Annotated in this window: 21 protein-coding genes; 14 read left to right on the forward strand and 7 right to left on the reverse strand. The window is 72.9% G+C overall.

What is annotated here, in order from left to right; genetic code table 11:
- Nucleotides 1–97 precede the first annotated feature (97 nt).
- A complete protein-coding gene (locus EKD16_RS08240) occupies nucleotides 98–808 on the forward strand; it encodes a GAF and ANTAR domain-containing protein (RefSeq protein ID WP_131097844.1) in 711 nt (236 codons plus the stop codon).
- A 51-nt stretch (nucleotides 809–859) separates the two neighbouring features.
- Here EKD16_RS08240 and idi read toward each other — a convergent pair whose 3' ends face one another.
- A complete protein-coding gene (idi, locus tag EKD16_RS08245; protein WP_131097845.1) occupies nucleotides 860–1429 on the reverse strand; it encodes an isopentenyl-diphosphate Delta-isomerase in 570 nt (189 codons plus the stop codon).
- A gap of 124 nt (nucleotides 1430–1553) precedes the next feature.
- On the opposite strand from idi, the gene EKD16_RS08250 reads away from it, so the two are divergent.
- The 4 genes from EKD16_RS08250 to EKD16_RS08265 all read left to right on the forward strand — a co-directional run bounded on the left by EKD16_RS08250 (nucleotide 1554) and on the right by EKD16_RS08265 (nucleotide 6592).
- Nucleotides 1554–2780 carry a polyprenyl synthetase family protein gene (locus tag EKD16_RS08250; protein WP_165498529.1) on the forward strand — a complete coding sequence of 409 codons (1227 nt, stop codon included), beginning with the start codon at nucleotides 1554–1556 and terminating at the stop codon, nucleotides 2778–2780.
- A 262-nt stretch (nucleotides 2781–3042) separates the two neighbouring features.
- Nucleotides 3043–4560, forward strand: coding sequence for a phytoene desaturase family protein (gene crtI / locus EKD16_RS08255; RefSeq protein WP_242677290.1), 1518 nt, complete (start codon nucleotides 3043–3045; stop codon nucleotides 4558–4560).
- The gene (locus tag EKD16_RS08260) at nucleotides 4560–5531 is read left to right on the forward strand and encodes a phytoene/squalene synthase family protein (RefSeq protein WP_207391466.1); all 972 of its coding nucleotides are present in this window, start codon (nucleotides 4560–4562) and stop codon (nucleotides 5529–5531) included. Before crtI ends, EKD16_RS08260 begins: the two co-directional genes overlap by 1 nt.
- 59 nt (nucleotides 5532–5590) lie before the next feature.
- Entirely contained in the window at nucleotides 5591–6592 is a 1002-nt protein-coding gene (locus EKD16_RS08265) for a DUF5914 domain-containing protein (RefSeq protein ID WP_131097847.1), read from the forward strand.
- Nucleotides 6593–7742: 1150 nt separating this feature from the next.
- Here EKD16_RS08265 and EKD16_RS08270 read toward each other — a convergent pair.
- Together EKD16_RS08270 and EKD16_RS08275 are read right to left on the reverse strand one after the other, a co-directional pair.
- A complete protein-coding gene (locus tag EKD16_RS08270) occupies nucleotides 7743–9290 on the reverse strand; it encodes an FAD-dependent oxidoreductase (protein WP_131097848.1) in 1548 nt (515 codons plus the stop codon).
- Nucleotides 9287–10048: a class I SAM-dependent methyltransferase gene (locus EKD16_RS08275; protein ID WP_131097849.1), complete on the reverse strand. Its 762-nt coding sequence runs from the start codon at nucleotides 10046–10048 to the stop codon at nucleotides 9287–9289. The genes EKD16_RS08270 and EKD16_RS08275 overlap by 4 nt, the downstream gene beginning before the upstream one ends.
- A gap of 58 nt (nucleotides 10049–10106) precedes the next feature.
- Between EKD16_RS08275 and EKD16_RS08280 the strand changes: the two genes are divergently transcribed.
- From EKD16_RS08280 to EKD16_RS08320, 9 genes are all read left to right on the forward strand, one after another.
- Nucleotides 10107–11297, forward strand: a complete 1191-nt coding sequence (locus EKD16_RS08280; protein ID WP_131097850.1) for a lycopene cyclase family protein — start codon at nucleotides 10107–10109, stop codon at nucleotides 11295–11297.
- A gap of 496 nt (nucleotides 11298–11793) precedes the next feature.
- Nucleotides 11794–14025: a pectate lyase family protein gene (locus EKD16_RS26030; protein WP_242677292.1), complete on the forward strand. Its 2232-nt coding sequence runs from the start codon at nucleotides 11794–11796 to the stop codon at nucleotides 14023–14025.
- Nucleotides 14026–14186: 161 nt separating this feature from the next.
- Nucleotides 14187–15695 (forward strand): cryptochrome/photolyase family protein, encoded by a 1509-nt coding sequence (locus EKD16_RS08290; RefSeq protein WP_131097852.1) that lies wholly within the window; start codon nucleotides 14187–14189, stop codon nucleotides 15693–15695.
- 160 nt (nucleotides 15696–15855) lie between these two features.
- Nucleotides 15856–17403, forward strand: a complete 1548-nt coding sequence (locus EKD16_RS08295; protein ID WP_131097853.1) for a sodium-dependent transporter — start codon at nucleotides 15856–15858, stop codon at nucleotides 17401–17403.
- Nucleotides 17403–17504 carry a methionine/alanine import family NSS transporter small subunit gene (locus EKD16_RS08300; protein WP_131097854.1) on the forward strand — a complete coding sequence of 34 codons (102 nt, stop codon included), beginning with the start codon at nucleotides 17403–17405 and terminating at the stop codon, nucleotides 17502–17504. Before EKD16_RS08295 ends, EKD16_RS08300 begins: the two co-directional genes overlap by 1 nt.
- 242 nt (nucleotides 17505–17746) lie before the next feature.
- Entirely contained in the window at nucleotides 17747–18520 is a 774-nt protein-coding gene (locus EKD16_RS08305; protein WP_131097855.1) for an RDD family protein, read from the forward strand.
- A 224-nt stretch (nucleotides 18521–18744) separates the two neighbouring features.
- Entirely contained in the window at nucleotides 18745–19101 is a 357-nt protein-coding gene (locus EKD16_RS08310) for a hypothetical protein (protein WP_131097856.1), read from the forward strand.
- A gap of 111 nt (nucleotides 19102–19212) precedes the next feature.
- Nucleotides 19213–19884, forward strand: coding sequence for an RDD family protein (locus EKD16_RS08315; RefSeq protein WP_131097857.1), 672 nt, complete (start codon nucleotides 19213–19215; stop codon nucleotides 19882–19884).
- Nucleotides 19885–20074: 190 nt separating this feature from the next.
- Nucleotides 20075–20698, forward strand: a complete 624-nt coding sequence (locus tag EKD16_RS08320; protein WP_131097858.1) for a DUF4352 domain-containing protein — start codon at nucleotides 20075–20077, stop codon at nucleotides 20696–20698.
- A 66-nt stretch (nucleotides 20699–20764) separates the two neighbouring features.
- On the opposite strand, the gene EKD16_RS08325 is transcribed toward EKD16_RS08320, so the two are convergent.
- The 4 genes from EKD16_RS08325 to EKD16_RS08340 form a co-directional block, all read right to left on the reverse strand.
- A complete protein-coding gene (locus EKD16_RS08325; RefSeq protein WP_131097859.1) occupies nucleotides 20765–23356 on the reverse strand; it encodes a penicillin acylase family protein in 2592 nt (863 codons plus the stop codon).
- Nucleotides 23357–23507: 151 nt separating this feature from the next.
- Nucleotides 23508–24305, reverse strand: a complete 798-nt coding sequence (locus EKD16_RS08330; RefSeq protein WP_131097860.1) for a nucleotidyltransferase domain-containing protein — start codon at nucleotides 24303–24305, stop codon at nucleotides 23508–23510.
- Between the two features lie 134 nt (nucleotides 24306–24439).
- Entirely contained in the window at nucleotides 24440–24763 is a 324-nt protein-coding gene (locus EKD16_RS08335; RefSeq protein WP_131097861.1) for a hypothetical protein, read from the reverse strand.
- Between the two features lie 231 nt (nucleotides 24764–24994).
- On the reverse strand, nucleotides 24995–25291 hold the full coding sequence (locus EKD16_RS08340) for a SelT/SelW/SelH family protein (protein ID WP_131097862.1): 297 nt from the start codon (nucleotides 25289–25291) through the stop codon (nucleotides 24995–24997).
- Between the last annotated feature and the right edge of the window lie 73 nt (nucleotides 25292–25364).

Raw genomic sequence — 25364 nt, forward strand, 5'->3', positions numbered from 1 at the left:
TCCGGTGAATGCGACTCCGGCGGGGCTGTGGGTAGTGGGGTAGGCGTGACCGTTGGGCCGACCGGTGGGGTCGGTCGGTATGCAGAGGAGGCAGCCCATGCCCGAGGGGGGCGACCGCAAGCGCATCGACGCCTATCCCCGCCTGTTCGCCGATATGGCGCGCGAGCTCTTCGCGCAGGGTTCGACAGAGGAGCTGTTGCAGCGCATCGCGCAGATGGCGGTCGAGGCCATCGACGGCTGCGAGGAGGCCGGCATCATCCTGGTCGACCGGCGCAAGCGCGAGTTCCAGGCCCCGGCCGCCACCTGCGAGATGGTCCGCGAGTCCGACCGCGCCCAGATGGAGTGCAACGAGGGACCCTGCCTGGACGCCGCCCGGCACGAGCAGAGCTTCCGCGTCGACGACATGGCGGACGAGTCGCGCTGGCCGTGCTACCGCCCGCGCGCCGTCGACTTGGGTATCGGCGCGATGCTCGGTTTCGACCTCTACACCTACGAGGACCACCTGGGGGCCCTCGACCTGTACGCGCGCACTCCCGGCGTGTTCGACGACGACGCCCGCGAGGTCGGCTGGGTGTTCGCCTCGCACGCCGCGCTGGCCATCGCGGGGTCCCAGCGCGAGGCCACGCTGCGGGAGGGCTACACCACCCGCCAGGAGATCGGCGAGGCGGTCGGCATCATCATGGAGCGCCGCCGGCTGACCGACGAGCAGGCGTTCGAGGTGCTCAAGACCTACTCCATGAACGCCAACACCAAGCTGCGCGAGGTCGCCCGGCGAATCACCCGCACAGGCGAGATCCCCGACGTGTGACGCCCGTCCAGGGAGGGGCCGGGGGCGGCCCGACCGTTCGGAGCGCGCGGCTCACCCTCCCGCCGGGTCCGCGGGCAGCAGCGGCGCCTGTGCGGCCGCCCACGGGCTGATCGCCCACGGGGCCCGTCGGCACAGATCCGTGAAGTCGCCCCAGTCGACCCACTCCCATTCGACGACCTCGGCCGGATCGGGCCGCGGGGTCTGCTCCGTCGTCGCCCGGTACACGGGGCAGAACTCGTTCTCCACGACACCCGAGGCGTCCACGGCCCGGTAGGCGAAGTCGGGCAGCAGCACCGAGACCCCGCCTATCGCGATCCCCAGCTCCTGGTGTGCGCGCCGGTGCAGCGCCTCCTCCGACGGCTCGCCCGGAGCGGGGTGGCCGCAGAAGGAGTTGGTCCACACCCCGGGCCAGGCGGTCTTGCTCAGCGCACGGCGTGTCACGAGCAGTCGTCCCCCCGGATCGAACACATAGCAGGAGAATGCGAGATGGAGCGGCGTGTCCGGGCCGTGCACCCGGCGCTTGTCGGCCGCGCCCGCGGGGTGGTGGTCGCCGTCGAGCAGGACCACTTGCTCGGGCTCCACGCTTTCGGCCGCCCTCTCGGAGCCTGTTGTAGGTGGCACACACCCTCCCGCCGGTGAAGATCGCCCGCCTGAACTTACAAGAAAGAAGTTTGAAAAACAAGAATTATGAAAATAGAGATAAATGTGGGTCAACGCGCACAATCACCCCGTGGAGGCGTCTTTCATGGCAGAGAGTGCACGGACGTATCCGCCCGCCGCCCGCGTAGGCGTGCCTGAAGCGCCTCCCGCCCAGGACGATCCCGCGCGGTGCGCCCCTGCACCGCTGGACGGCGACATCGCCGGAGCCGTGGCCGCGTTCCTGGGGGAGTTCTTCGCCGACCGGCGTGCGGCGGTCGAGGAGCGGCCTCCCGATGACGCCGCAGACGCGGGCGGCGGCCTCGACACCGTTCTCGACGCCGAGTTCCAGTCGGAGGTGGTGGCGCGGCTGGCGGAGTTCACCCTGTCCGGCGGCAAGCGCATCCGCCCGGTCTTCGCCTGGTGGGGATGGCGCGCCGCCGGCGGAACCGCCGACGGGCCCGCGGCGCACGCGGCGCTGCGGGCGGCCTCGGCGCTGGAGCTGGTGCATGCCTGCGCGCTGATCCAGGACGACGTGATGGACGGCTCGGTGCTGCGCCGCGGCCGCGCTGCCCTGCACGCCGCGGTCGCCGAGCAGCACCGGCGGTCCCGCTGGTCCGGCGGCTCCGGACGCTACGGGGAGTCGGTCGCCGTGCTGGCCGGCGATCTCGCTCTCGTCTGGGCCGACGACATGCTCGACGAAGCCTTGGAGGAGCTGGGCGCGCGCGGGGGCGCCCGGGTGCCGTGGCGGCGCATGCGCACGGAGTTGATCGCGGGCCAGTTCCTCGACCTGCGCGCCCAGGCCGGGCGCCAGGAGTCGCCCGACGCCGCGCTGCGGGTGGACCGGCTCAAGACCGCGGCATACAGCGTCGAGCGTCCCCTGCATCTGGGCGCGGCCCTGGCCGGTGCCGGGGGCGGGCTCGTCGCGGCCCTGCGCGGCTACGGCGCCGGGATCGGAACCGCCTTCCAGCTGCGCGACGACCTGCTCGGCCTCTACGGCGACCCGGCCGTGACCGGCAAGCCGGTAGGCGAGGATCTGCGCGAGGGGAAGCGCACGCTGCTGCTGGCGCTGGGCGTGGAGCGCGCTCTGGCGCGCGGCGACGCCGAGTCCGCGGCGGCCCTGCGGGACGGCGCGGGCGAGCCGGAGCTCACCGCCGCCGACGCGGCCCGCCTCGCCGCGCTGCTGGAGGCGTTGGGCGCGCGCGCCGCCGTCGAGGAGCGCATCGCCCGCCTGGTGGACGAAGGGTTGGCCCACATCCGCGGCGCCCCGATGCCGGGCGAGGCCCGCAGGGCACTGGAGACGATGGCCGTGCAGGCCGGCACCCGTATCCGTTGAACCGCCCCCGTGGTGCGGGGCGCGAGGAGTCCCGCCGGCGGCGGCGAGCGTGGCCGGTGGCCGCCGAGTGGGCATGTACCCGGTTGCGGCCGGCTGCGGTGCCGGCTGCGGTGCCGGTTGCGGCCGTCGCCGCTACCCGCCCGTCGGGGCCGCGCCGGTCCGGGCAGCCGGTCCCGCCGCACGAACGTCGCGCCCGCCCGATCCCGCGGCCGGTCGCCGACGAACCGCAGAGCCGCACCCGAGCTGAAAGGCGCCGCCGCCCGTGACCGCTCACTCCACTACCGTGCGCACCGTCCCCGGCCCCACCGACCGCGTCGTCGTCGTGGGGGCGGGTGTCTCCGGCCTGGCGGCGGCCCTGCACCTGCTCGGCGCCGGGCGCCGGGTCACCGTCGTCGAGCGCGACTCGCACCCGGGCGGCCGCGCCGGCCGACTGGACATCGGCGGATTCCGGTTGGATACCGGGCCGACCGTGCTGACCATGCCCGAACTCGTCGACGAGGCCCTCGCGGCCGTCGGGGCGTCGCTGGAACGCAGCCTGAACCTGACCCGGCTGGAGCCCGCCTACCACGCCCGCTTCGCCGACGGCTCGACGATCGACGTGCACACCGGCGCCGAAGCCATGGCCGCCGAGGTGCGCCGTGTCGCCGGTGCGCGCGACGCCCGGGGCTACCTGCGGCTGCGCCGGTGGCTCGGCCGCCTCTACGAGCTGCAGATGCACCGCTTCATCGACACCAACTTCGACTCCCCGCTGCAGCTGCTCTGCCCCGAACTCGCCCGCCTGGCCGCGCTCGGCGCCTTCGGCCGGCTGGCACCGGCCATCGGCCGATTCGTCTCCGACGAGCGCCTGCGCCGGCTCTTCTCCTTCCAGGCCCTTTATGCGGGTGTCGCCCCCCGGCGCGCGCTGGCCGCCTACGCCGTCATCGCCTACATGGATACGGTCGCCGGCGTCTACTTCCCCGAAGGCGGGATGCGCTCGCTGGGAACGGCCATGGCCGACGCGGTCACCGCGGCCGGCGGCGAGATCCGCTACGGCAGCGCCGTCAACCGCCTGGAGCGCCGCGGCGAACGCGCCACCGCGGCCGTCACCGCCGACGGCACACGCTTTCCCTGCGACGCCGTGGTGCTGACCCCCGACCTGCCGCTGGCCTACCGACTGCTCGGCCGCACCCCCTGGCGTCCGGTCCCGCTGCGCTTCTCACCATCGGCGGTGGTGCTGCACGCCGGCACCGACCGAGGCTGGCCCCAGCTGGGCCACCACACCGTCTCCTTCGGCGCCGCCTGGGAGCGGACCTTCGACGAGATCATCCACCAGGGGTCCACCATGACCGACCCGTCGCTGCTGATCACCCGACCCACGGCAACCGATCCCGGACTCGCCCCGCCGGGCCGCCAGCTGCTGTCCGTGCTGGCGCCCTGCCCCAACCTGCGCAACGGCACGACCGACTGGCGCCGCTTCGGCCGGCGCTACCGCGACCACCTCGTCGACACCCTCGAAGCGCGCGGACTGACCGGTTTCGGTTCGGCCATCACCGCGGAGCACCTCATCACCCCCGAGGACTGGTCGGCCGGCGGCATGGCGTTCGGCACCCCTTTCGCCACCGCGCACACCTTCGCCCAGACCGGGCCTTTCCGCCCGCGCAACACCGTGGCGGGCACCGTCAACGCCGTTCTGGCCGGGTGCGGCACCACGCCGGGCGTCGGCCTGCCCACCGCCGTGGTGTCGGGCAAGCTCGCCGCCGCACGTATCGCCGGGACCGCCGTGGGCCGAGGGAGGGGCTGATGGGGACCACCGCCGAACTCGACGCCGCCGGTATCACCGATACCGGCCTGCGCGCCGCCTACGCCCGCTGCCGCGAGCTGCACGCCCACCACGGGCGCACCTACTATCTGGCCACCCGCGTCCTGCCCGCCGCCCGCCGCCCGGCCGTCCACGCCCTCTACGGGTTCGCCCGCTGGGTGGACGACGTCGTCGACGGCACCGGCGCCGACGGCGTCCCGCCCCGAACCGCGCAGCGGCGCGCCCGGATCGACGCCGTCGACAGCGAGGTCGAAGCCGTCCTGGAGGAGCCGACCGACCCTGTCGACCCCGCCGGCGCCGCCCGCGAGCCCGTCGTGCGCGCCCTGGCCGACACCGCCCGTCGCTACGCCATCCCCGCCGGGTACTTCCGCGCGTTCATGGCCTCCATGCGCGCCGACCTCACCGTCGACCACTACCCCACCTACGCCGACCTGCGGAGTTACATGTACGGCTCGGCGCAGGTCATCGGCCTGCAGATGCTGCCGGTCCTGGGCACCGTCGTGCCGCGGCAGCGTGCCGCACCGCACGCCGCCGCACTGGGCGAGGCGTTCCAGCTCACCAACTTCCTGCGCGACGTCGCCGAGGACCTCGACCGCGGCCGCGTCTACCTGCCCGACGACGTGCTGGCGGCCCACGGCGCCGACCGCGCTCTGCTGGAGTACTGCCGCGGCAGTCGCACACAGGACCCGCGGGTGCGCGCCGCGCTGGCCGAGTGCGCCGCGATCAACCGCGACCTCTACCGCCGGGCGGAGCCGGGCTGCGCCATGCTCGACCCGGTCTCGCGCCCCTGCATCCGCACCGCCTTGCTGCTCTACCGCGGCATCCTCGACGAGATCGAGGCCGCCGACTTCGATGTGTGGACCCGCCGGCACCGGGTGCCCAACTCCCGTCGCCTGCGGGTCGCCCTGCCGGCGCTGGGGCGGTCGCTGGCCGCCCGTGTCCGGACCGGGTGAGCTCGCGCCGTCGTCCGCCACCTCCGCCCAGCACACCGTCCAGCGAAGGAACCCGTCCGATGGAACTCGACCCCGCTCCCCGCCGACTCCCGCTGCGCCGCCTGCCGGCCTCCACCTGGACTCGCCAAGAGCCCACCTGGCGCGCCGCCGCCCCCGGCGTCATCGACGCCGCGCTGAAACGCGCCCTCGCCCGCCCCTCGGGGAACTGGTTCGTGCTGGCGGCCAGCGGCGAGATCCGCGCCGACCGCCCCTTCGGCCGCGTCGTCGCAGGCACCGAGATCGTGGCCTGGCGCGGCTCCGACGGCACCCTGCACGCCGCGCCCGGGGCCTGCCCGCATCTGGGGGCTCCGCTGTGCCGGGGCGCTGTGGCCGAGGGCAGGCTCGTCTGCCGCTGGCACGGACTCTCCCTGGACGGCGGCGGGTTCCCCGGTTGGGAGCCGTTCCCCGCCTACGACGACGGGGTGCTCGCCTGGGTGCGGTTGGACGCCGCGGGAGGCGAGGAGCCGCTGCCCGGGCCGGTTGTGCCCGCACGCCCGCCGCACGTTTCGGCCGTCACCGCCGTCGAGAGCCTCGCGGGCCGCTGCACCCCCGAGGACGTCGTCGCCAACCGGCTCGACCCCTGGCACGGCTCCTGGTTCCACCCGTACTCGTTCGTGGGCCTGCGGGTCACCGAGACGCCGTCGGGCGCCGACCCCGACCCCGACCGCATCGTCGTCGAGGTCGCCTTCAGAGTGGCCGGCCGCTGGGGGGTGCCGGTACGCACCGAGTTCGAGTGCCCCGAGCCGCGCACGGTCGTCATGCGCATCATCGAGGGCGAAGGGCGGGGCAGCGTGGTGGAGACCCACGCCAGCCCGCTGGGTGTGCGGGACGGAGTCCCGCGCACCGCGGTCATCGAGGCGACCGTGGCCGCCTCCGACCGCCCCGGCTTCGCCCTGGCCCGGCGCGCGGCGCCCTTCGTCCGCCCCCTCATGCGCGCCGCGGCCCGCCGCCTCTGGCGCGACGACCTCGCCTACGCGGAGCGCCGCTACCTGCTGCGCACAACGGGGCGCTGGCCCGGATAGCGGTATTCGTGGCGGTGAGCCCGGGGCGGGTGTCCGCACGTTCGTTCCGCCGTGACCCGCGGGTGGGGGCGGCTCGGGTTTGCTGTGCGGCCTTGTTGGCCTGCCGGGGTGCGGGTGGTCTGACGGGGAACGGCGGGCACCGAGGGCGGCGCCGGGTCCGGCCGGCGGCCGACGCATCCGGTGCCCGCCGGTGGCGGCGGCCGGCGGGGGCGGCGTTCGGTCGCCGCGGGCCGATCGGTGCATCGAACGCGTGGTTTTTTCCAAATTCCGGCCGCTGTCTGGTTAAAACCCTGCGTTGGGCGGCACCGGTCCCGCTTGACCCGTCTATCGCGAACTTATGGTCGCAGGAAAGCGTATTCCGCGGCCATAAGTTCGCGATCATCGCCGGATGGACCGGCATGCGCCGGATCGGGGCCCGGGGGCGACGACACGTCGCTCGTGGCGCCCGGGCGCCGCCGACGGGCACTCCACCGCCCGATGGGGTGGACTTTTGGGGGTCTATGCCCGTTTTGCGGGCGGCCTCGGCGGACGCAGCGGCCACGAGGCGCACGAAAAGTCGACGCCGGGGGCGCTTTTCGCGCCATTCGGCGCACCTCGTGCGCCACCTCCGCCGCGACGCGGAGGCGGACCCATCGGGAACTCGGGCATTGGTGGACAAAGCACCCTATGCTTTTTCGTATCGCGGAACGACGGTGCGAGGACGGCACCGCGGGGCGGCGCCGAGGCGGATGCCGCGGCACCTACGTGCATCTCGTGGCCCTCGGTGCGTCTCCATGGCCGCCGGCTGCCCCACATCAGGCCCGCGCCGACAACCGGGCGGCGGCCCCGGGGCTCGACCACCCGCGGCCGGGGCCGGTGACCACCGCCCCGACCACCCGGGCCCGGACCGTCGTCGCCGCCCTCGTTGGGTGGGTCAGCGGCGAGCACCCGAACCGATGGGCGCAGGCGCCACCCCGCGGTGCCCTTGCCGCCTCGTCGGGTGGGCCACCGGCGGGCACCCGACCCGGTGACCGCAGGCCCGGCCATCCGCCACCGTTGCCGCCGCTTTTCCGTCAAGACCACCTGCCACCCGGCAGACCGCAAGGCCGCCCCGCCCGAGCCCCCCGCCCGAGCCGCCTCCCCCCCGGCCACCGCGCGACACGCCGCACGGTCAACGGGGAGGAGCCCCGCGAGCCCAGCGGGCCAGGGCCCGGGCGGCGGAGCCGCGTCCCTGCCGCGGCACGCTCCACACCGTGTGGCCGGGCAGGCCCCAGTGTGTGAGCAGAGCATTGGCCGCTAGTACGCCGCTGGTGGCCGCGCGTTCCATGAGGGCCACCGGGAGGTCGACGCGCACGTGGTCGCCCGCCACCACGACGTCCGGGTCGGGGGTGCGGACGCCGGCGCGCGCGGCGTGGCCGCCGGGAGGGAACAGCGGGCAGTCGGCGTGCAGCTCGCGGCGTTCGTCGACCACGCCCGCCTCCGCCGTCTCCGGGTAGACCCGGTGCAGCTGGGCGAGCAGGCGCTCGTGCTCCCTCCGCGCCTCGCAGCCCTCGGGCAGGGCGTAGGCGTGCAGCTCCACCACCGAGCCGCCGGTGCGGCGGGCCCAGCCGGCCGCCTCGTCCTCGAAGCGCTCCAGCACGCTGACGTTGTCCAGCGTCGGATAACCGGCGGTACCCAGAAAGCCCGGCCGCGACGCATCCACCGGCCGGTCCAGCCACAGCCGCGAGACCAGGAACGGCGGCGCCGACGGCAGGCGCCCCAACCCGGCGAGCCACGCGGCGTCGGCCGGGGCCTCCCAGCGCTCGGTGAGCCCGCGCAGTCCCGGGACGTCCGCGGCCAGTACGACCGCGTCGAACTCCGCGGCCGGGGCGCCGGCGCACGCCACCGCGAACCGGCGCGTGTGCCCGCTGGCCACCGCCTCCACCGGCGCCGAAGTGTGCACGCGGGCGCCCAGCGACTCCAGCCGCGCGGCCAGCGGGTGCCACAGCGCCTGCGGGAACGGCGAGCGGGGTACGTCGAAGACCAGTCCCTCGCTCGACCCCAGAAAGTAGATGTGGAACATGACCGCGAGTTCGGCCGCCGAGAGCCGGCGCGGGTCGGCGAAGAAGCTCCGGGAGAACACCTCGAACGCCAGATGGCGCGCGCTCGCCGGGAAGCGGATCGCCTCCAGCAGCTCGGGCGCCTCCAGGTGGTCCAGGCGGGCGTAGACGCCGGGGACGTCCACGTCCAGCAGCTGCAGGGCTGCGGCGATGTTGACACCGGCCAGCTCGCGGGCGGGGAAGCTGCGGCTGCGCGCCGCCAGCGCGAGCGCGTTCCACGGCGGCGTGCGCGGCAGCCCGGCGAAGCCGTCGCGGGCGCCGCCGGCGTGCACCAGCGGGTAGTCCGCGAGCGGGGTGAGGGCCTCCAGCTCCGGATCCGCGCGGGAGAGCAGCGCCCGCAGGTTGTAGTACTGCCGGAAGAACGCGTGGAAACCGCGTGTCATGGTGGCCGCCGAGCCGTCGCGCAGCCGGATCGGCCAGCCGCGCAGCCGCCCGCCCAGCCCTGCTTCGCGCTCCAGCACGGTGGCGGCCACGCCCCGCTCCGCTAGAGCGGTGGCGGCCGCCAGGCCCGCGATGCCGCCGCCGATCACCGCCACCCGCGGCGCGGGGTCGGGCAGCGCGCCGGCGGGCGCCTGCGGAGGCACGGCCGCAGCGCGCCGGTCGCGCCCGGGCGCCCTCAACCGCCGTCCCGCTCGGTGGACCGCGCCTCGCGGGCCCGGCGGGCGGTGAAGGTGTGCACGATGCCGCGCTGCCACCCCGGCAGCGGCTGCGTGGCGACTTCCACCAACCCCGCCGCGCGCATGCGCTCCCGCAGCGCCGCGGCGCCGTCGAACTGCAGCACGCTGCGCCACAGATAGCGGTACAGTCGGGTGCGGCGCGTCCAGATCAGCGCCAGCGGGATGACCACGCCCCAGCACACCAGCGTCCACACCGTGCGAGCCGCGGCCGAGTCGGCCACCGAGTACTCGTGCAGCGCGATCGGCGCCCCCGGTCGCGCGAGCGCGCCCAGTGCCGCCAGTGCGGCGTCGGTGTCGGGGCAGTTGCGCAGCAGGTAACCCGCGAAGACGGCGTCGGCCCGTCCGCCCACGTCGTCGGCGGAGACGTCCTCGGCGCGGGCGTGCACGAAGCGCACCTTCTCGTGCCAGGTCTTGCGCCGCGCCACCGCGAGCATCCCCGACGAGGCGTCGACGCCGACGATCTCGGCCCGGGGCAGCACCCGGGCGAGGGCCCGAGTGGAGGCGCCGGTGCCGCAGCCGAGATCGACCACCCGCAGCCCCGCGCCGCCGTCGGCGAGACCGGCGGCCAGCCGCCGCGCCGAGATCTCCAGGTGGCTGTGGTAGCCGGGATTGGCACCCACCATGCGGTCGTAGTCGGCAGCGGCCCGGTCGAACTCCTCGGTCACCGGCCCGGATTTCATGGCCCTGAGCGAACCGTCCATGGCTCCCCTGTCGTGGCTGCGTGGAACCGCGCTCCCCGCGCATGCCATGCTGTCGCCCATGCGCCGATTCGACATCGCCGTGGTCGGAGGGGGCGCGGCTGGGCTGTCTCTTACCCACCGGCTGGCCGCCGCGAACCGATCCGGCGGTCCCCGGCTGTCGGTCGCGCTGGTCGACGCGCCGCCCGGCCCGCTGCGCCCGCCAGAGCGTACCTGGTGCTACTGGGAACGGGGTGCCGGCCGGTGGGACGCGCTGCTCGCCGCCTCGTGGGACCGGCTGCGCGTGCTCGGCGCCGACGGGGCCGAGCACGGCTCCTCCGCTGCCCCGTTCCGGTACAAGATGCTGCGCTCGGCCGACTTCGAGGAGCACGTGCGCGCGGCGACCGCGGACGGCGTCGTCGGCTACGGGGCGCGTGTCGAGGAGATCGCCGACGGCGACGACCGGGCCGCCGTGCGGGGCGTGGACGCCGGCGGCGAGGCGGTGGAGATCGGCGCCCGCTGGGTGTTCGACTCCCGACCGCGCCCGCTGCCGCCGGCACGGACCGCCCTGCTTCAGCACTTCCGCGGCTGGTTCCTGCGCACACCCCGCGACGCCTTCGACCCGGCCGGCGCGGTGCTGATGGACCTGCGCACCCCGCAGCCGCCCGGCGGGGTCTCCTTCGGCTACATCCTGCCGCTGTCGGCGCGCACCGCCCTGGTCGAGTACACCGAGTTCACCCGCGAGGCCCTCGACGAGGCCGCCTACGAGGCCGCGTTGCACGACTACACCGGTCGGCTGCTGGGCCTGGCCGACTTCGAGGTGACCGCCGCCGAGCAGGGGGCGATTCCCATGACCGACGCGCGCATCAGCACGCGCGCGGGGCGCCGGGTGTTCCGGATCGGAGCCGCGGGCGGCGCCACCCGCCCCTCCACCGGCTACACCTTCGCCGGAATCCAGCGCCAGACGGCCGCGGTCGCCGCCGCCCTGGCGCGGGGCCGCACTCCCGTCCCACCGGTTCCGCACCGGCGTCGGCACCTGGCCATGGACGCCGTGCTGCTGCGGGCGCTGGACTCCGGCCGAGTGGACGGGTCCGCGTTCTTCACTCGGCTGTTCGCCCGCAACGCGCTGCCCGACGTGCTGGAATTCCTCGACGGGCCGTCGAGCCTGCGCCGCGAACTCGCCCTCGGCGCGACGACGCCGGTGCTGCCGATGTCGGCGACGGCCGCCGAGTGCGCCGTGGGTGCGCTACTGGCGGCTCCCGCGGGGCGTTAGCCAACGGTTTTTCTCCGACGCGCCGCGGCGATGGCCGGCTGGTGGTCGGCAACGTGGATTATGCGCGCAGGTCAGAAAGCCGCCGGGTTCTGCGGGTAGTCGAATATCGTCGAACGGTGATTGCAAGGATTGACACCGCCAGGTGCGATGCGTAACATTTTGTACACATGGAAAGCGCTTTCCGGATTTTCCGGGAGTGGTTGAACGGGTGTCGGCGGAGTGGAAAGGAAGTTCGGTTCGGGGTGCTCCCGGTGTGCCCCCCGCGCCTCCTTTCGCATTCGCCGCGTTTCGCCGCCCGCGGATTTCCGTGTGTCCGCGGGCGGCCGCGTACGCTGCCGCGATGCCCCTTGGCGGGCCGACTAGGAGGCCCACCGTCGCGGCGGTGGAGATTCGAGGAGGTAATTCCCCCATGTCACATCCCCCTGCCCGCCGAGCATTGCTCCGGCGGTTCGCCCGCGCATCGGCCGCGGGCTGCGCACTGGTTCTAGGAGCGGGCGTGCTCAGCGTGTCCACTCCCGCCGCAGCGGCCGAAGGCTGCGAAGTCGACTACACCGTCAACGAGTGGAACAGCGGTTTCACCGCCGGCGTCGAGATCACGAACCTCGGCGACGCCATCGACGGCTGGACCCTGGAATGGGATTTCCCCGGGAGCCAGGAGATCACCGGGGCCTGGAACGCCGAGACCAGCCAGTCCGGCTCCACGGCCACCGCCGAGAACGTCTCCTACAACGCCGGAATCCCCACCGACGGGACGGCGTCGTTCGGCTTCCAGGCCACCCACTCCGGCGACAACCCCGCGCCGGAGAGCTTCACCCTCAACGGCACCGTCTGCGACGGCAGTACCGACGGCGGTGGCGGCGACGACGGTGACGGCGGCGACGACGGCAACGGTGGCGGCGACGACGGCAACGGCGACGACGGCGACCAGCAGCCCCAGCCGTCCGGCTCGCCGGAGGGCTGGGCGTCGCAGAACGGCGGCACCACCGGAGGCGCCGGCGGCGAGACGGTGACCGTCAGCAGCGCCGACGCCCTCACCGAGGCCCTGCAGAGCAGCGGACCGACCGTCGTGCGCCTGGACGGCAGCGTCGACCTCGACGGAATGAACGACATCGTCTCGGACAAGACGCTGATCGGCGTCGGCTCCGACGCCGAGATCACCGGCGGCGGGCTCGACATCGACGAGGCCCACAACGTCATCGTGCGCAACATCGCTTTCTCCGACTGGGGCGACGACGCCATCAACGTCCAGGAGGGCTCCACCAACGTCTGGATCGACCACAACAGCTTCACCGGTGGCTCCGACGGCGCCGTGGACATCAAGCGCGAGTCCGACTACATCACCGTCTCGTGGAACCACGTCTACGACCACGGCAAGTCCATGCTGCTGGGCCACTCCGACGGCCACACCGAGGACGAGGGCCACCTGCGGGTGAGCTACCACCACAACTTCTTCGACGGCTCCGGTAGCCGCCACCCGCGCGTGCGCTTCGGCGAGACCGTGCACGTCTACAACAACTACTACCGTGACAACGCCGAGTACGGCGTGGCCTCGACCATGGGCGCCGGTGTACTGGTCGAGGGCAACTACTTCGAGAACGTCGACAACCCCACCCACGTGGGATACGCCGACTCCGACGACGGCCGCCTGGTCGTCCGCGACAACGTCTTCGACAACTCCGGTGACCCCGAGACGGCCGGCAGCGTGGCCGAGGTGCCCTACTCCTACGACCTCGACTCCGCCCAGGACGTGCCCGGCATCGTCACCTCCGGAGCCGGCCCCGGCAACGTCGACGACACCGGCGGCGGCGACACCGGCGGCGACGACGGCGGCAACGGTGACGGTGACGGGAACGACGACGGCGGATCCGACCCGCAGCCCTCCGCCGAGCTGGAAGGCTGGGCGACCCGGAACGGCGGCACCACCGGCGGCGCCGGGGGCGAAACCGTGACCGTCAGCAGCTCCGGCGCCCTGCTCGACGCGCTGCAGAGCAGCGGACCCACCGTCGTCCGCCTGGACGGCAGCGTCGACCTCTCCGGAATGAACGACGTGGCCTCCGACAAGACGCTGATCGGCGTCGGCTCCGACGCCACGGTCACCGGCGGAGGGTTCGACCTGAACGGTGTCAGCAACGTCGTCATCCGCAACATCAACTTCGACGACTGGGACGACGACGCGATCAACGTCCAGGAGAGCACGACCAACGTCTGGATCGACCACAACAGCTTCGGCACGGGCTCGGACGGCGCCGTGGACATCAAGCGCGAGTCCGACTTCATCACCGTCTCCTGGAACTACGCTCAGGACCACGACCACGTGATGCTGCTGGGCCACTCCGACGACCACACCGAGGACGAGGGCCACCTGCGGGTGAGCTACCACCACAACCACTTCGACGGCACCTACAGCCGCCACCCGCGGGTGCGCTTCGGCGAGCCGGTGCACGTCTACAACAACTACTACGACGGCGTCGACACCGGTGTGGCCTCCACACAGGGCGCGGGCGTGCTGGTCGAAGGCAACTACTTCCAGGACGTCGCCCACCCGACGCTGGAGGGCTACGGCTCCTCCAGCGACGGCCGGGTCGAGCTGAACGGCAACGTCTTCGACAACTCCGGCGAGCCCGAGAGCTCCGGCGGCGTCGCCGAGGTGCCCTACTCCTACGACCTCGACTCCGCCCAGGACGTGCCCGGCATCGTCAGCGGCGGAGCCGGAACCGGAAACATCTGACCCTTTCACCCGGGTCCGCTCCGCGCCCCCAGGGAGCGGCCCCTCCGGCGGGGTCCGCCTTCGGGCGGGCCCCGCTTTCCAGCGCCCTGCGCAGGGCCCTCGACGGTGCGGACACCCGCCGACCAGGATTGACGCGAAACCCTCCGGGGTAAGCGCCGGGTGTGGCAGCCGCGAACGACCGGGCACCGCTGTGGCTCTTCGGCGACCAGCTGGGGCCGCACTTCCACAGCGCGCGCGGACTACGCGACCGCGAAGTGCTGCTGGTGGTCTCGCGCCGCGCGCTCGCCCGCCACCGCTACCATCGCCAGAAACTGCACCTGGTGCTGTCGGCGATGCGGCACCTGGCCGCTGAGCTGGGCGAGCGGGCCACGCTCATCGAGGACGACACCTACCGCGCCGCACTGCGCAGGTTCGGTCGGCCGGTCGCCGTCCACGAGCCCGGCTCGCACGCCGCCGCCCGCCTGGTTCGCGAGCTCCACCGGGACGGACTCGTCTGCGCGGTACTGCCCACCGCCGGTTTCGCTCTGTCGCGCGCCGAGTTCGAGCGCTGGGTCGGCGACCGCCGCTCGCCGCGCATGGAGGACTTCTACCGCGCCCAGCGCCGACGCTTCGACGTGCTGATGGCCGACGACGGCACCCCGCAGGGCGGCGAGTGGAACTACGACCGCGACAACCGCGCCGCCCCGCCGCGCCACCGCAGCACCCTCGGCGTGCCCGGGCCGTGGAACCCCGTCGAGGACGGGATCGACGACCGGGTCCGCCGCGACCTGGACCGCATGAGCGCACAAGGTGCGATCGACCCCGTCGGACGCGACGGCCCGCGCCGCTTCGCCGCCACCCGAGCCGAGGCGCAGCGCGCGCTGCGGCGGTTCCTTGGGCGCCGCCTGCCCGACTTCGGGCCCTACCAGGACGCGATGCTGCACGACGACTGGGCGATGTCGCACGCCCTGCTCTCGGTCCCGTTGAACCTGGGCCTGCTCGATCCGCTCACCGTGGTCCGCAAGGCGGAGCGGGAGTACACCGAGGGACGGGCGCCGCTCAACTCCGTCGAGGGCTTCGTCCGCCAGGTGCTGGGCTGGCGCGAGTACATCTGGCAGCTCTACTGGCACCTCGGCCCCGACTACACCCGCAGCAACGTCCTCGACGCCCGCACCCCGCTACCGGAGTGGTGGCGCGACCCCGAACCCGACGCGGTGGAGGCGGCCTGCCTGAGCGCCGCCCTCGCCGGAGTGCGCGACCGCGGCTGGGTCCACCACATCCAGCGCCTGATGGTGCTGGGTAACCACGCGCTGCAGCGCGGCTACCGGCCCGACGAGCTGAACGCCTGGTTCGCCACCGCCTTCGTCGACGGCTTCCCCTGGGTCATGCCCGCCAACGTGGTCGGGATGAGCCAGTACGCCGACGGCGGCATCGCCGCGACCAAGCCCTACGCCTCCGGTGGCGCCTACATCCGCCGGATGAGCGACCACTGCGACCGGTGCCGCTTCGACCCGCGCGAGCGCCGGGGCGAGGCGGCCTGCCCTTTCACCGCCGGGTACTGGGCCTGGCTGCACCGCAACGCCGACCGGTTGGCGGGCAACCACCGGATGGCTCGGGCGGTCGCGTCGATGCGCCGGCTCGACGACATCGGGGCGGTCGTGGACCAGGAGGCCGCACGGCGATATGTGTGACCCTACGCCTAACTCGGCGCCGCGCGGGTACCGGCCCGTTCAGGCTGGTGGGCGCGCCGAGCTATAGGGTGGCGCAGCGTCGGTCATGCCGCCCCCTCCACAAGAGAAGCGGCCGTATGGACGGCCCGTCGAAACCCGGCAAGAAAGGTAGGCACTAGCGATGTCACAACAGAACCGCGAGCAGTGGGGGACCCGAGCCGGGTTCCTGCTCGCGGCGATCGGTTCGGCCGTCGGCCTGGGGAACATCTGGCGCTTCCCCTACGTCGCCTATGACAACGGCGGCGGCGCGTTCCTGGTTCCCTATCTCGTCGCGCTGCTGACTGCCGGCATCCCCCTGCTCATCCTCGAGTACGCGATCGGGCACCGGTTCCGCGCCTCGCCGCCGGCCGCGTTCCGGCGCCTGGCCCGGCCGGCCGAGCCGCTGGGCTGGTGGCAGGTCGGGATCTGCTTCGTGATCTCGGTGTACTACGCCCTCATCGTCGCCTGGGGTATCCGCTACGCGGGCTTCTCGGTGACCCAGGCGTGGGGCGAGCAGACCGAAGCCTTCCTGTACGAGGATTTCCTGCACGTCGCCGACGCGCCGGGCGCCATCGGCTCCTACATCCCCGGCGTCGCGCTGCCCCTGATCGGGGTGTGGATCGTGGTGCTGGTGGTGCTCGCCCTCGGCGTGCGGCGCGGCATCGAGTGGGCAAACCGCATCTTCATCCCGCTGCTGGCGGTGCTCTTCCTCATCCTGGTGGTCCAGGCGCTGTTCCTGGACGGGGCCGCGGCGGGCCTGAACGCGTTCTTCCAGCCCGACTGGTCGTCGATCACCGACGGCAGTGTGTGGGTGGCCGCCTACGGGCAGATCTTCTTCACACTGTCGGTGGGCTTCGGCATCATGATCACCTACGCCTCCTACCTGCGCCGCAAGTCCGACCTGGCCGGTTCGGCGCTGGTCGCCGGCTTCGCCAACGGCTCGTTCGAGCTGCTCGCGGGCATCGGGGTTTTCGCGACGCTGGGCTTCATGGCAGGGGTCGAGAACGAGCCGATCAGCCAGGTCGCCACCGACGGGCTGGGTCTGGCCTTCGTGGCCTTCCCGCAGATCATCAACAACATCCCGTTCGCGCCGGGGCTGTTCGGCCTGCTGTTCTTCGTCTCGCTGGTGATCGCCGGCCTGACCTCGCTGGTGAGCATCGTCGAAGTGGTCATCTCCTCGGTGCGGGACCGCACCGGGATGAGCCGGCTGCCTGCCGTGCTGATCGTGGGCGGCCTCATCGCCGTCGTGTCGATCGCGGTCTTCCCGACCGACCAGGGCCTCTACCTGCTGGATGCGGCCGACCACTTCATCAACCAGTACGGCATCGCGCTCGCCGGCCTGGTCATCGTCGTGGTCGTTGCCTGGGGCCTGCGGCGCCTGCGGTCGCTGCGTGAGCACACCGACGCCGTGTCCTCGGTTCCGCTGCGCGGGTGGTGGCCCGTCGCGCTGGGCGTGATCACCCCGATCGTGCTCGGCTTCATGATGTGGGACAGCCTCAGCGCCGAGTTCGCGGAGAACTACGGCGGCTACCCGACATGGTTCCTGTACGCGGCGGGCTGGGGAGTCGCGGTCGGCGTCATCGTCGTCGCCGTGCTCATCTCGCTCATCCCGTGGAAGCGCCGCGCCGGTGACGAGGACGACAGCAACGTCACCGCCGCCGCGGCCGACGACAGTGGAAGGGGGCAGTGATGTCCACCGGAGCCATCGTGATGATGGTCATCTCCATCGTGATCGTGTGGGGCGGACTGGTGGCGGCGATCTTCAATCTGCGCCGCAACCCCGAGGAGTAAAGGCACGAAGGGGGAGGCGGGGGCCGACCGCACCGTCCCCGCGCAATCACGGCCGCCCCGGCGCCGAACCGGTGCCGGGGCGGCCGTGTGCTGTACGGGCCTCGCTGCTCGCCACCGGAATCCGGCTGATCTTGTGCAAGAATTCCGGAGCGCCGAACCGCCTCATTCGCCACGGGAGCGCCGGCCGGCGCGCGCTGTTCCGGTCCGGTTCAGGGCCATGCCGTCGACGAGGACCCCCACCTATGAGCGACCCCTACGGCCACCATGCGTACCCGCCCCGGTACGGACCGGGCGCCTACGAACCCGGTGCCCACGGTCCCGGCGTTCCTGCGCCCCAAGCCCCGCCCGCACTCGCGTATCCGCAACCGGTCTACGGCGCCCCACCGCCGCCCCCGCCCGGTTACCAAGCCCCCGCGGGGTATGCGGGATATGGGCCGCCCGGTGCGCCGGAGGCGCCCCTGTCCCCGCCGCCGGCGAGCTTCGGGGCGCGCGCCGGCGCCTACCTCATCGACCTGGTACCGGCGGCGGCGATCGCTGCCGCCGCGCTCTACGGGCCTCTCTTCCTGCTCATCTGGCTGCTGGATCCGAACAACAGCGCCACCGGGGAGAACATCGTGCTGACCTGCATCCCGCTGGCCTTCCTCCTCTCCGCCTTCTGCTCCTTCTCCTACTACTGGATCCCCCACGCCCGCAGCGGTCGGACGCTGGGCAAGCTGGTGCTGGGCATCAGGGTGATCCGGATGAAGACCGGCGAGCCGCCGTCGCTGGGCTTGTCGGCGGGGCGGCAGCTGGTCGCCCTCGCGATGGCCTCGCTGTCGTGCATCGGCCTGCTGGTGGACCTGCTGTGGCCACTGTGGGACGGGCCCCTGTGCCAGGCGCTGCACGACAAGGCCGTGGGCACGCGGGTCGTCAAGGTGCGCGGGTTGACGGCCGGTCCCTACCCGGAGCAGGAGGCCGCCTTCCACGGGCCTTCTCCCTACAGCGGGCCCGGCGGAACGGGCGGCGGCCGGTACTGACACCGAGCGGGCGCTGCCGTGCGCCGCCCGCCCGGTGCGTCGGTGCAGGGCACGGGGAGGGCGGCCCAGGCCGCAGCGATATCCGCGGTGCGCGTGGTCGGAAGCCGTTCCCCGCGGATCGGGACCAGGCCGCGCCACGAGCCTTTTCGGCCGCTACACTGCCGAACCCGGTACCGCGTCAGCGCGAGCGAACAGCGGACGTCTCAACGCGCCGGGAGGCCCCCATGCAGCAAACCGAGCGGACATCGGGCGACACCGACTTTCAGGCCCACGTCGCCGCCGCATTGGCCACCAGCCGTGAGCTCGGCCCCGAATACGACGAGCAGATCGCCGGCGGTGTGCTCGACCACGCCAAGGCCCAGAATGCCCGCGACAGGCTGGACCGCCTCCGCGCGATCCGCGACAGCAGGTACACCCGGCTGGGTACCGTAGTCGGGCTGGCCGCCGCCGGGATCGTCTGGGGCTACACGGGCAACGATGCGGCGACCTTTCCCGGGCACGACCCGTGGGCGGTGGTGGCGATCGTGGCGTCCGGCGCCCACGTCGTCCGTTCACTGGGCTTCCGGCGCCGCAAGCGCTGAGTACGAACCGCTGCGAGCGTTGCCACGCGCCGTGTCCCGGCACCTGGACGGTCGGCCGCTGCACGGCCCGCGCAGCGAGCACCCGAATCCCTGTTCCCCGTCGAGGCCGCGATGAGCCATCCCCATGCGCCCCGGATACTTCCGCCTCAGCCCGGCCCGGGCCGAGGTGCGGGCGGCCCGCCGCCGCCCGGCGGTCCCGGTGGAGGCTCCGGCGGCTACGGTTACGGCTATGGACCGCTCGGAACCGGCCCCTGGGCGCCGGTCTTCCCGCCTCCGGCGGGTTACGGAGCGCGGGCGGGGGCCTACCTCCTCGACGGGTTCCTGTCGACGCTGCTGTTCACGGCGGTGTTCTTCGGTCCCTACCTGCTCTTCGCCTGGCTGGCGGCTCCGGCAGAGGATCTCGCGGTGGGGATCGGGCTGGTGGTGTCCGTGCCGGTGCTGCTCTGCCTCGCTGGATTCTTGTCTTTCGCCTACCACTGGCTGCCCCATGCGCGCAGTGGCCAGACCCCGGGCAAGCGGGTCTTCGGTATCAAGGTGGTCCGGTTGGACACCGGTCGCCCGCCTTCGCCGGGCCCAGCGGCGGGCAGGCAGCTCGTGGCGTTGGCGCTGGGCGCGGCGACCGGCATCGGCACCGTGGTGGACCTGCTGTGGCCGCTGTGGGACGAGCCGTACCGCCAGTCTGTCCACGACAAGGCGGTGGACACCCGTGTCATCCGCGTCCGCGGCGTACCCGGAACCCTTGGCGGGGAGACCGGAACCCACGCGGGGCCCGGCGGCCGGTAGCCGCCCGCGCCTGTCCGCCCGCACGCCGTCCGGCCGGTCTTGCCGGGACTCGTTCGTCGTCGCTGTCCGTGTAGCGCTCGCTTGCGCTTTTTGCTCGCCCATGGGTTTGCGTTTTCCCAGGTGAGATCGGCCACAGAGGGACGATGAAGGTTCATTCGTGCAACGGTCGGGAAAGAGGAGGCGATCGGCCATGTACGGACAGCAGCCGGGTTACCCGCCGCCCGTACCTCCCACCCCGCCCAGGCGCAGTTCCCCGTGGAAGTGGATCGGGCTGGGCTGCGGGGGGACCGCGGCGGTGATGGTCGGCGGCGTAGCGTGCGCCGCGGTGCTCACTGCGGGAGCCGGTGGAGGGGGAGGTGCACCTGCCGGGGAGTCGGAGGCGCCTGCGGCGGCCGAGGGGGAGTCCGAGTCCCCAGCGACTGGGCAGGAGCGCGTTCCGCTGGGCGAGGCCGGCACCGTCGGCGACTGGCAGGTGACGGTGAACGGTGTGGACACTGCGGAGAGCTACGGAGACGAGTACCTCCGCGAACAGGCGCAGGGGGTGTTCAAGATCGTCGGTCTGGATGTCGAGAACACCGGAAGCCAGGCGAACTACTTCGACTCCTCCAACGTGATCCTGCTCGACGCCGATGGCAACGAGCACTCCAGTCAGGTGACGCTCGCGTCGGAGGACGTGTTCCTGGAGCAGATCAACCCCGGCAACTCCGTGTCCGGCGAGGTCGTGTTCGACGTACCCGCCGACGCGCAGATCGAGACGGTACAGGTCGAGGACATGATGTCGCTGGACGAGCCGCTGGAGTTCGAGACCGAGTAAACGAAGAAGACGCCCCGCAGCGGCAACGCCGCGCCGCAGGCGGGTGGCCCGCGGCGCGGCGGCTCATCACTCGGCGGGCCGCAGGGTGAGCACGTCTTCGGCACCGCCCTCGACGGCCTCGCGTGTGAACGGCATGGGCACTGTCTCGCCGCGCGCCCACAGCGGCGTCTGGTCCTGGCGGTGCGGGTGGAAGGCGTGGCCGGAGGGGCCGGTGAGGTCGATCCATCTGGCGGCGTCCAGGTCGCCCATGTCGATCGCCATCCGCATGGACGGCACGGTCGTCACGGCGTAGCCCTCGGTGTGCTCCCAGCCGGTGGCGTTGACGGTGCTGTCGCCACCGGATGCGGCCACGGGGGTGCCGTTGAACAGCCACTCGACGGGGCCGATTCCCGATGTCCCCAGTGAGGGGTGGGTCACGGTCAGGGTGTGCAGGTCGCCCCAGCGCCATTCGGCGGGGTCGCCGCCGAGGCGCTCGGTCAGCTCGTCGGCGGCCCGCTGCATGGCCTCGGCGAGCACGGCGTCGCGGCCGCCTTCGGCGCCCCCCTCCCACCACGGGGATCCGGGCTCGTCCAGCAGCCGGTCCACGACTAGCCAGGAGCGCGAGCCGGCATCGATCGCGTGGTCGGGGCCGAGTTCGTCGAAGACGACGTCGAGCAGGTGGGCCCACACGGCGTTGTAGAACGCGGCCGCCGCGGAGTCGGCGTCCTGCTGGAAGTCCCAGTCGGCCAGCAGGTCCCGCGCCCGGGCGGCGGTGCCCGAGACGTCGGCATCCAGCAGGTGGGGCACGACGGCGCGGGCCCCGCTGTTCTCGTTGTCCATCTGGATGTCGGCCATGTCGGCGGTGGTCAGCCCGCCCCGCTCCACCGCCTCGTCGAGCAGGGTGCCGATGCGGGCGGAGCGGTAGCCGTAGGCCCAGTCGTGGGTGAGCAGGTGCGCGTAGTCGGTGCCGACGGCGGCCTGGTTGGCGGTCACGATGTAGCCGGACTCGGGGTTTTGCACCACGGGCAGTTCGTCGAAGGGGACGGTGCCCTGCCAGTCGTAGTCGGAATCCCACCCGGGTGCGGGCCAACGGCCGTCCCCCTTGCCGCGGACGGGGATCGTGCCGGGCGCCTGGTAGGCGATGTTGCCCTCGGTATCGGCGTAGACGAGGTTCTGCGCCGGTACCTCGAAGGCGCGTGCGGCCTCGCGGAAGGACGCGAAGTCGTCGGCGGCGTTCAGCTCGAAGATCGAGTCGGCGGTGGTGCCGGGTTCCAGCGCGGTCCAGCTCAGCGCGACGCCGTAGCCGTCGCCGGACGCCTCGGCCGGCCGGTCGGCGGGCTCGCCGTCGGTGCCGACGGGCGGGTGGGCGCCGATCTCGCGCAGTTCGAGTCCCGCGCGGGCATCCGACAGCAGGGGGCCGTGGCGCGTGGAGCGGACGGTGAAGGTGACGTCCTCGCCTCCCGCCACGGAAACGGTCTCCTCGCGGGTGGTCAGCGGCTCGGGTTCGCCGTCGACGATGGCCGCGCCGCCCTCGATGCGCTCCAGGTAGAGGTCGGCCACGTCGGGTCCGAGGTTGGTGAATCCCCACGCGATGTCGGCGTTGTGGCCGATGACCACTCCGGGCAGCCCGGCGAATCCGAATCCGGTCACGTCGAAGGGGCATTCGGCGGTGACCTCGGTGCAGTGCAGGCCGGTCTGGTGCCACACGGACGGCATCTGCGCGCCCAGGTGCGGGTCGTTGGCCAGCAGCGGCAACCCGGACTCGGTGTGCTCGCCGGAGACCACCCAGGAGTTGGAGCCCAGGCCGGGGGAGTCGGGCCCCAGCATCGGCGGGATCCGCTCCAGCCCGGCGTCGACCTCGGCCAGCATCTCGGCGGCCCGCTGCGGCGGCAGGGCCGCGTCGCCGGTGCCGCCCGTGTCGGTTCCGGTGCCAGTGCCCAGGTCGGCGTGGAACCGCCCGTTGCGGATCTCGCCGCCGCCGACGATGGGCGGGTGCTCCTCTTCGGGGTAGGGCGGGTAGAGCTCCTCGACGCGCTCGCGCTCGATGCCGGACGCCAGCAGCGCGGCCCGCTCGGTCTCGTGCTGCATGTTGCCGCGCAGGTCCCAGGCCATCGCCTTGAGCCAGGCCAGGCTGTCGACGGGGGTCCACTTCTGCACCTCGTGGTCGGGGGCGAGCACCCCCAGCACGGCGAACTCCAGCCCGAGCTCACCGCCGTCGCGCCGGTCGAGGTAGGCGTTGACGCCTTCGGAGTAGGCGTCGAGGTAGGCGCGGGTGTCGGGCTGCAGCAGTTTGTACTCCCGCTCGGCGACGCGCCGCCAGCCCATGGTGCGCAGGTAGACGTCGGTCTCCACCTGCTGCTCGCCGAACAGCTCGGCCAGGCGCCCGGCCGTGGTCATCCGGTTGAAGTGCATCTGCCAGAACCGGTCCTGAGCGTCGACGAAGCCTTGGGCCCGGAACAGGTCTTCAGGCGTGTCGGCGTAGATCTGCGGGATGCCGTGTGCGTCGCGGTAGACGGTCGCCTCGCCCTCCAGGGCGGGCAGTTCGATCTCCCCCGCCACTTCGGGGAAGGCTCTCTGCACCGCCCAGAAACCGGTACCCGCGACGGCGACCGCCAGGACCGCCACCACGGAGAGCGCGACCAGCGACCACCGCCTGAAACGTGTTCTAGTTCCCGCCATGCGGCGACTCTAGACCCCGCCGCGCCAACCGAGCGGCGCGGGGTTGCGATAGCTCCCGCCACCTGCCGTCGCGGCGCCGCGAGCGGGTCCTCACGGCGCCCGCGCGGGCGGCGCCGGCGGCGGGCGAGCCCGGTGGAGGCGCCGACCCCGCTCAGCGGCCGGCAGCAGCCAGTGCCGCCCGCGAGCGCCAGTGCCGCTGGTAGGCGTCCACCAACCACGTGTCCGCCCACGCGCTCTGCGGTGCCTCCGCGAGATGGGCGGCGGTCAGCAGCGCGGTCAGCCGGTCCTCCAGGTCGGCGGCCGCCTCCAGGGCCTCCTGGCGGGTGTGCTCGCCCCGGCGCAGCTCGCGCAGCCACGTCGCCCACGGCTCGGGCATCGGCAGCGTCAGCCGCCCCGTCTCCAGCAGCTCGACGCCCTGCACACCCAGCCGGACCATGTGGTAAGCGAACTTCGTGTCGAAGCCGTGCAGCTCCACGAGTTCGGGCCGGTTGGTGTGGCGTCCGCCGCGCCTGCCGAGCAGGCTGTCGCGCTGGGCGCACAGGTAGCCCAGGAAGCGGTGGCCCACCCGGCGGGAGAGTATGCGCCCGGCCGCGCCACGCAGTTCGCGGCCCAGGTCGGTGATCTCGGTGATCTCCCGCTCGGGCACGAACAGCGGCAGCAGCACCGTCGGATTGCCGTCGAGCGCCAGCCGCATCCATTTGCGCAGCGAGTAGACCGTCAGGTCGAGATCGCCGGGACCCGAGCGCACCCCTTCGGGCCGCGTCCGGTAGATGTACTGCTCGAAGGAGCCCAGGCCGATCACGTACTCCGGCGGCTCCACGCAGATGCCCATCTCGTCGCGGTCGTCCTGGTCGGCCACGGTGATGCCGTGCACGCCCGACCCGACCTGGCACCGCAGGATGGTGCCCTGCTCGGCGATGCGTGCGAATTCGGCGCTGGAGTGCTTCATGGGAGGCTGGCCCCGTCCAGGTCGGCGGATAGGGGGTGGCGCGGCGCGCCGCGGGCTGCTGCTCGCCACATGCGCGTGCGCTGGACACCACACTGCCGCGCACGCATCGTCCAGTGCCACCCCTTTGCCGGGATTCAGTCCCCGGCGCCGGATTCGTCGCGGTCGTGACGGGGCTGTGCGCTACGCAGCGCCGTACGCCACGCGGCCAGCAGGCAGACGGAGACGGTCACCCAGGACGCGACCAGCCCCCAGGCGGCGAAGGCGCTCAGCAGCCCCGCGTCGCCGCAGTCGTACTCGGGCGGGTAGCTCGCGAACGCGCGCGTGCAGCCCAGCGGCAGCAGTTCCAGGGTGAAGTAGCTCAGCAGTCCCCCCGCCCCGACGACGATCACGCCCAGGACCCAGGCGATGGAGAGCAGGATCAGAGCCGCGAACAGCCGCCGGGCCGTGTTTCGGATCATGGTGCCCCTCGGGTCGGGCCGTTGCCTCATCCGTCGCGGCCCGGCCACAGGGCCGCGTGAGGACTCCGGGTCGAGCGTTTCAGGGGTAGGGAGCCGATCTCGGACGCGGACATGCGCTGCCGCGATTGAAACACACCGGGCGTTTCGCGGCACTTCGGATCGCGCCGCGGTGCCGATGACACCCGGCGGAACGCGGCGCCGCGGCCTGCGCCGCCCGCCGCCGCGCGGCCGTCATGCCCGGTCGCTGCGCCGTTCGGAGTGCCCCAGGCTGCGCTGTGGCGCGATCCGGTCGCGCACCAGCCGCTTGAGCTCGGCCAGTTCGGGAAAACCCTTCTGCTGCGCGCGCGAGTACAGCGGTTCGCCGTCGAGGCGGATCTCGAATACTCCGCCGGTACCCGGTATCAGCGCCACCTCTCCCAGCTCGTCCTGGAAGGTGGTCAGCAGCTCCTGCGCCGTCCAAGCGCCGCGCAGCAGCCAGCGGCACTGCGTGCAGTACTCGATCTCCAGGCGGGGCGTCGCGGTGGTCATGGTCCCATGGTGCCAACAGGCGCGGCCGCGCGACGCACGGGCGCCGCCCGTGCGTCGCGCGGCCGAGTGGCGA

It is taken from the genome of Streptomonospora litoralis (assembly GCF_004323735.1).
Classification (GTDB): domain Bacteria; phylum Actinomycetota; class Actinomycetes; order Streptosporangiales; family Streptosporangiaceae; genus Streptomonospora; species Streptomonospora litoralis.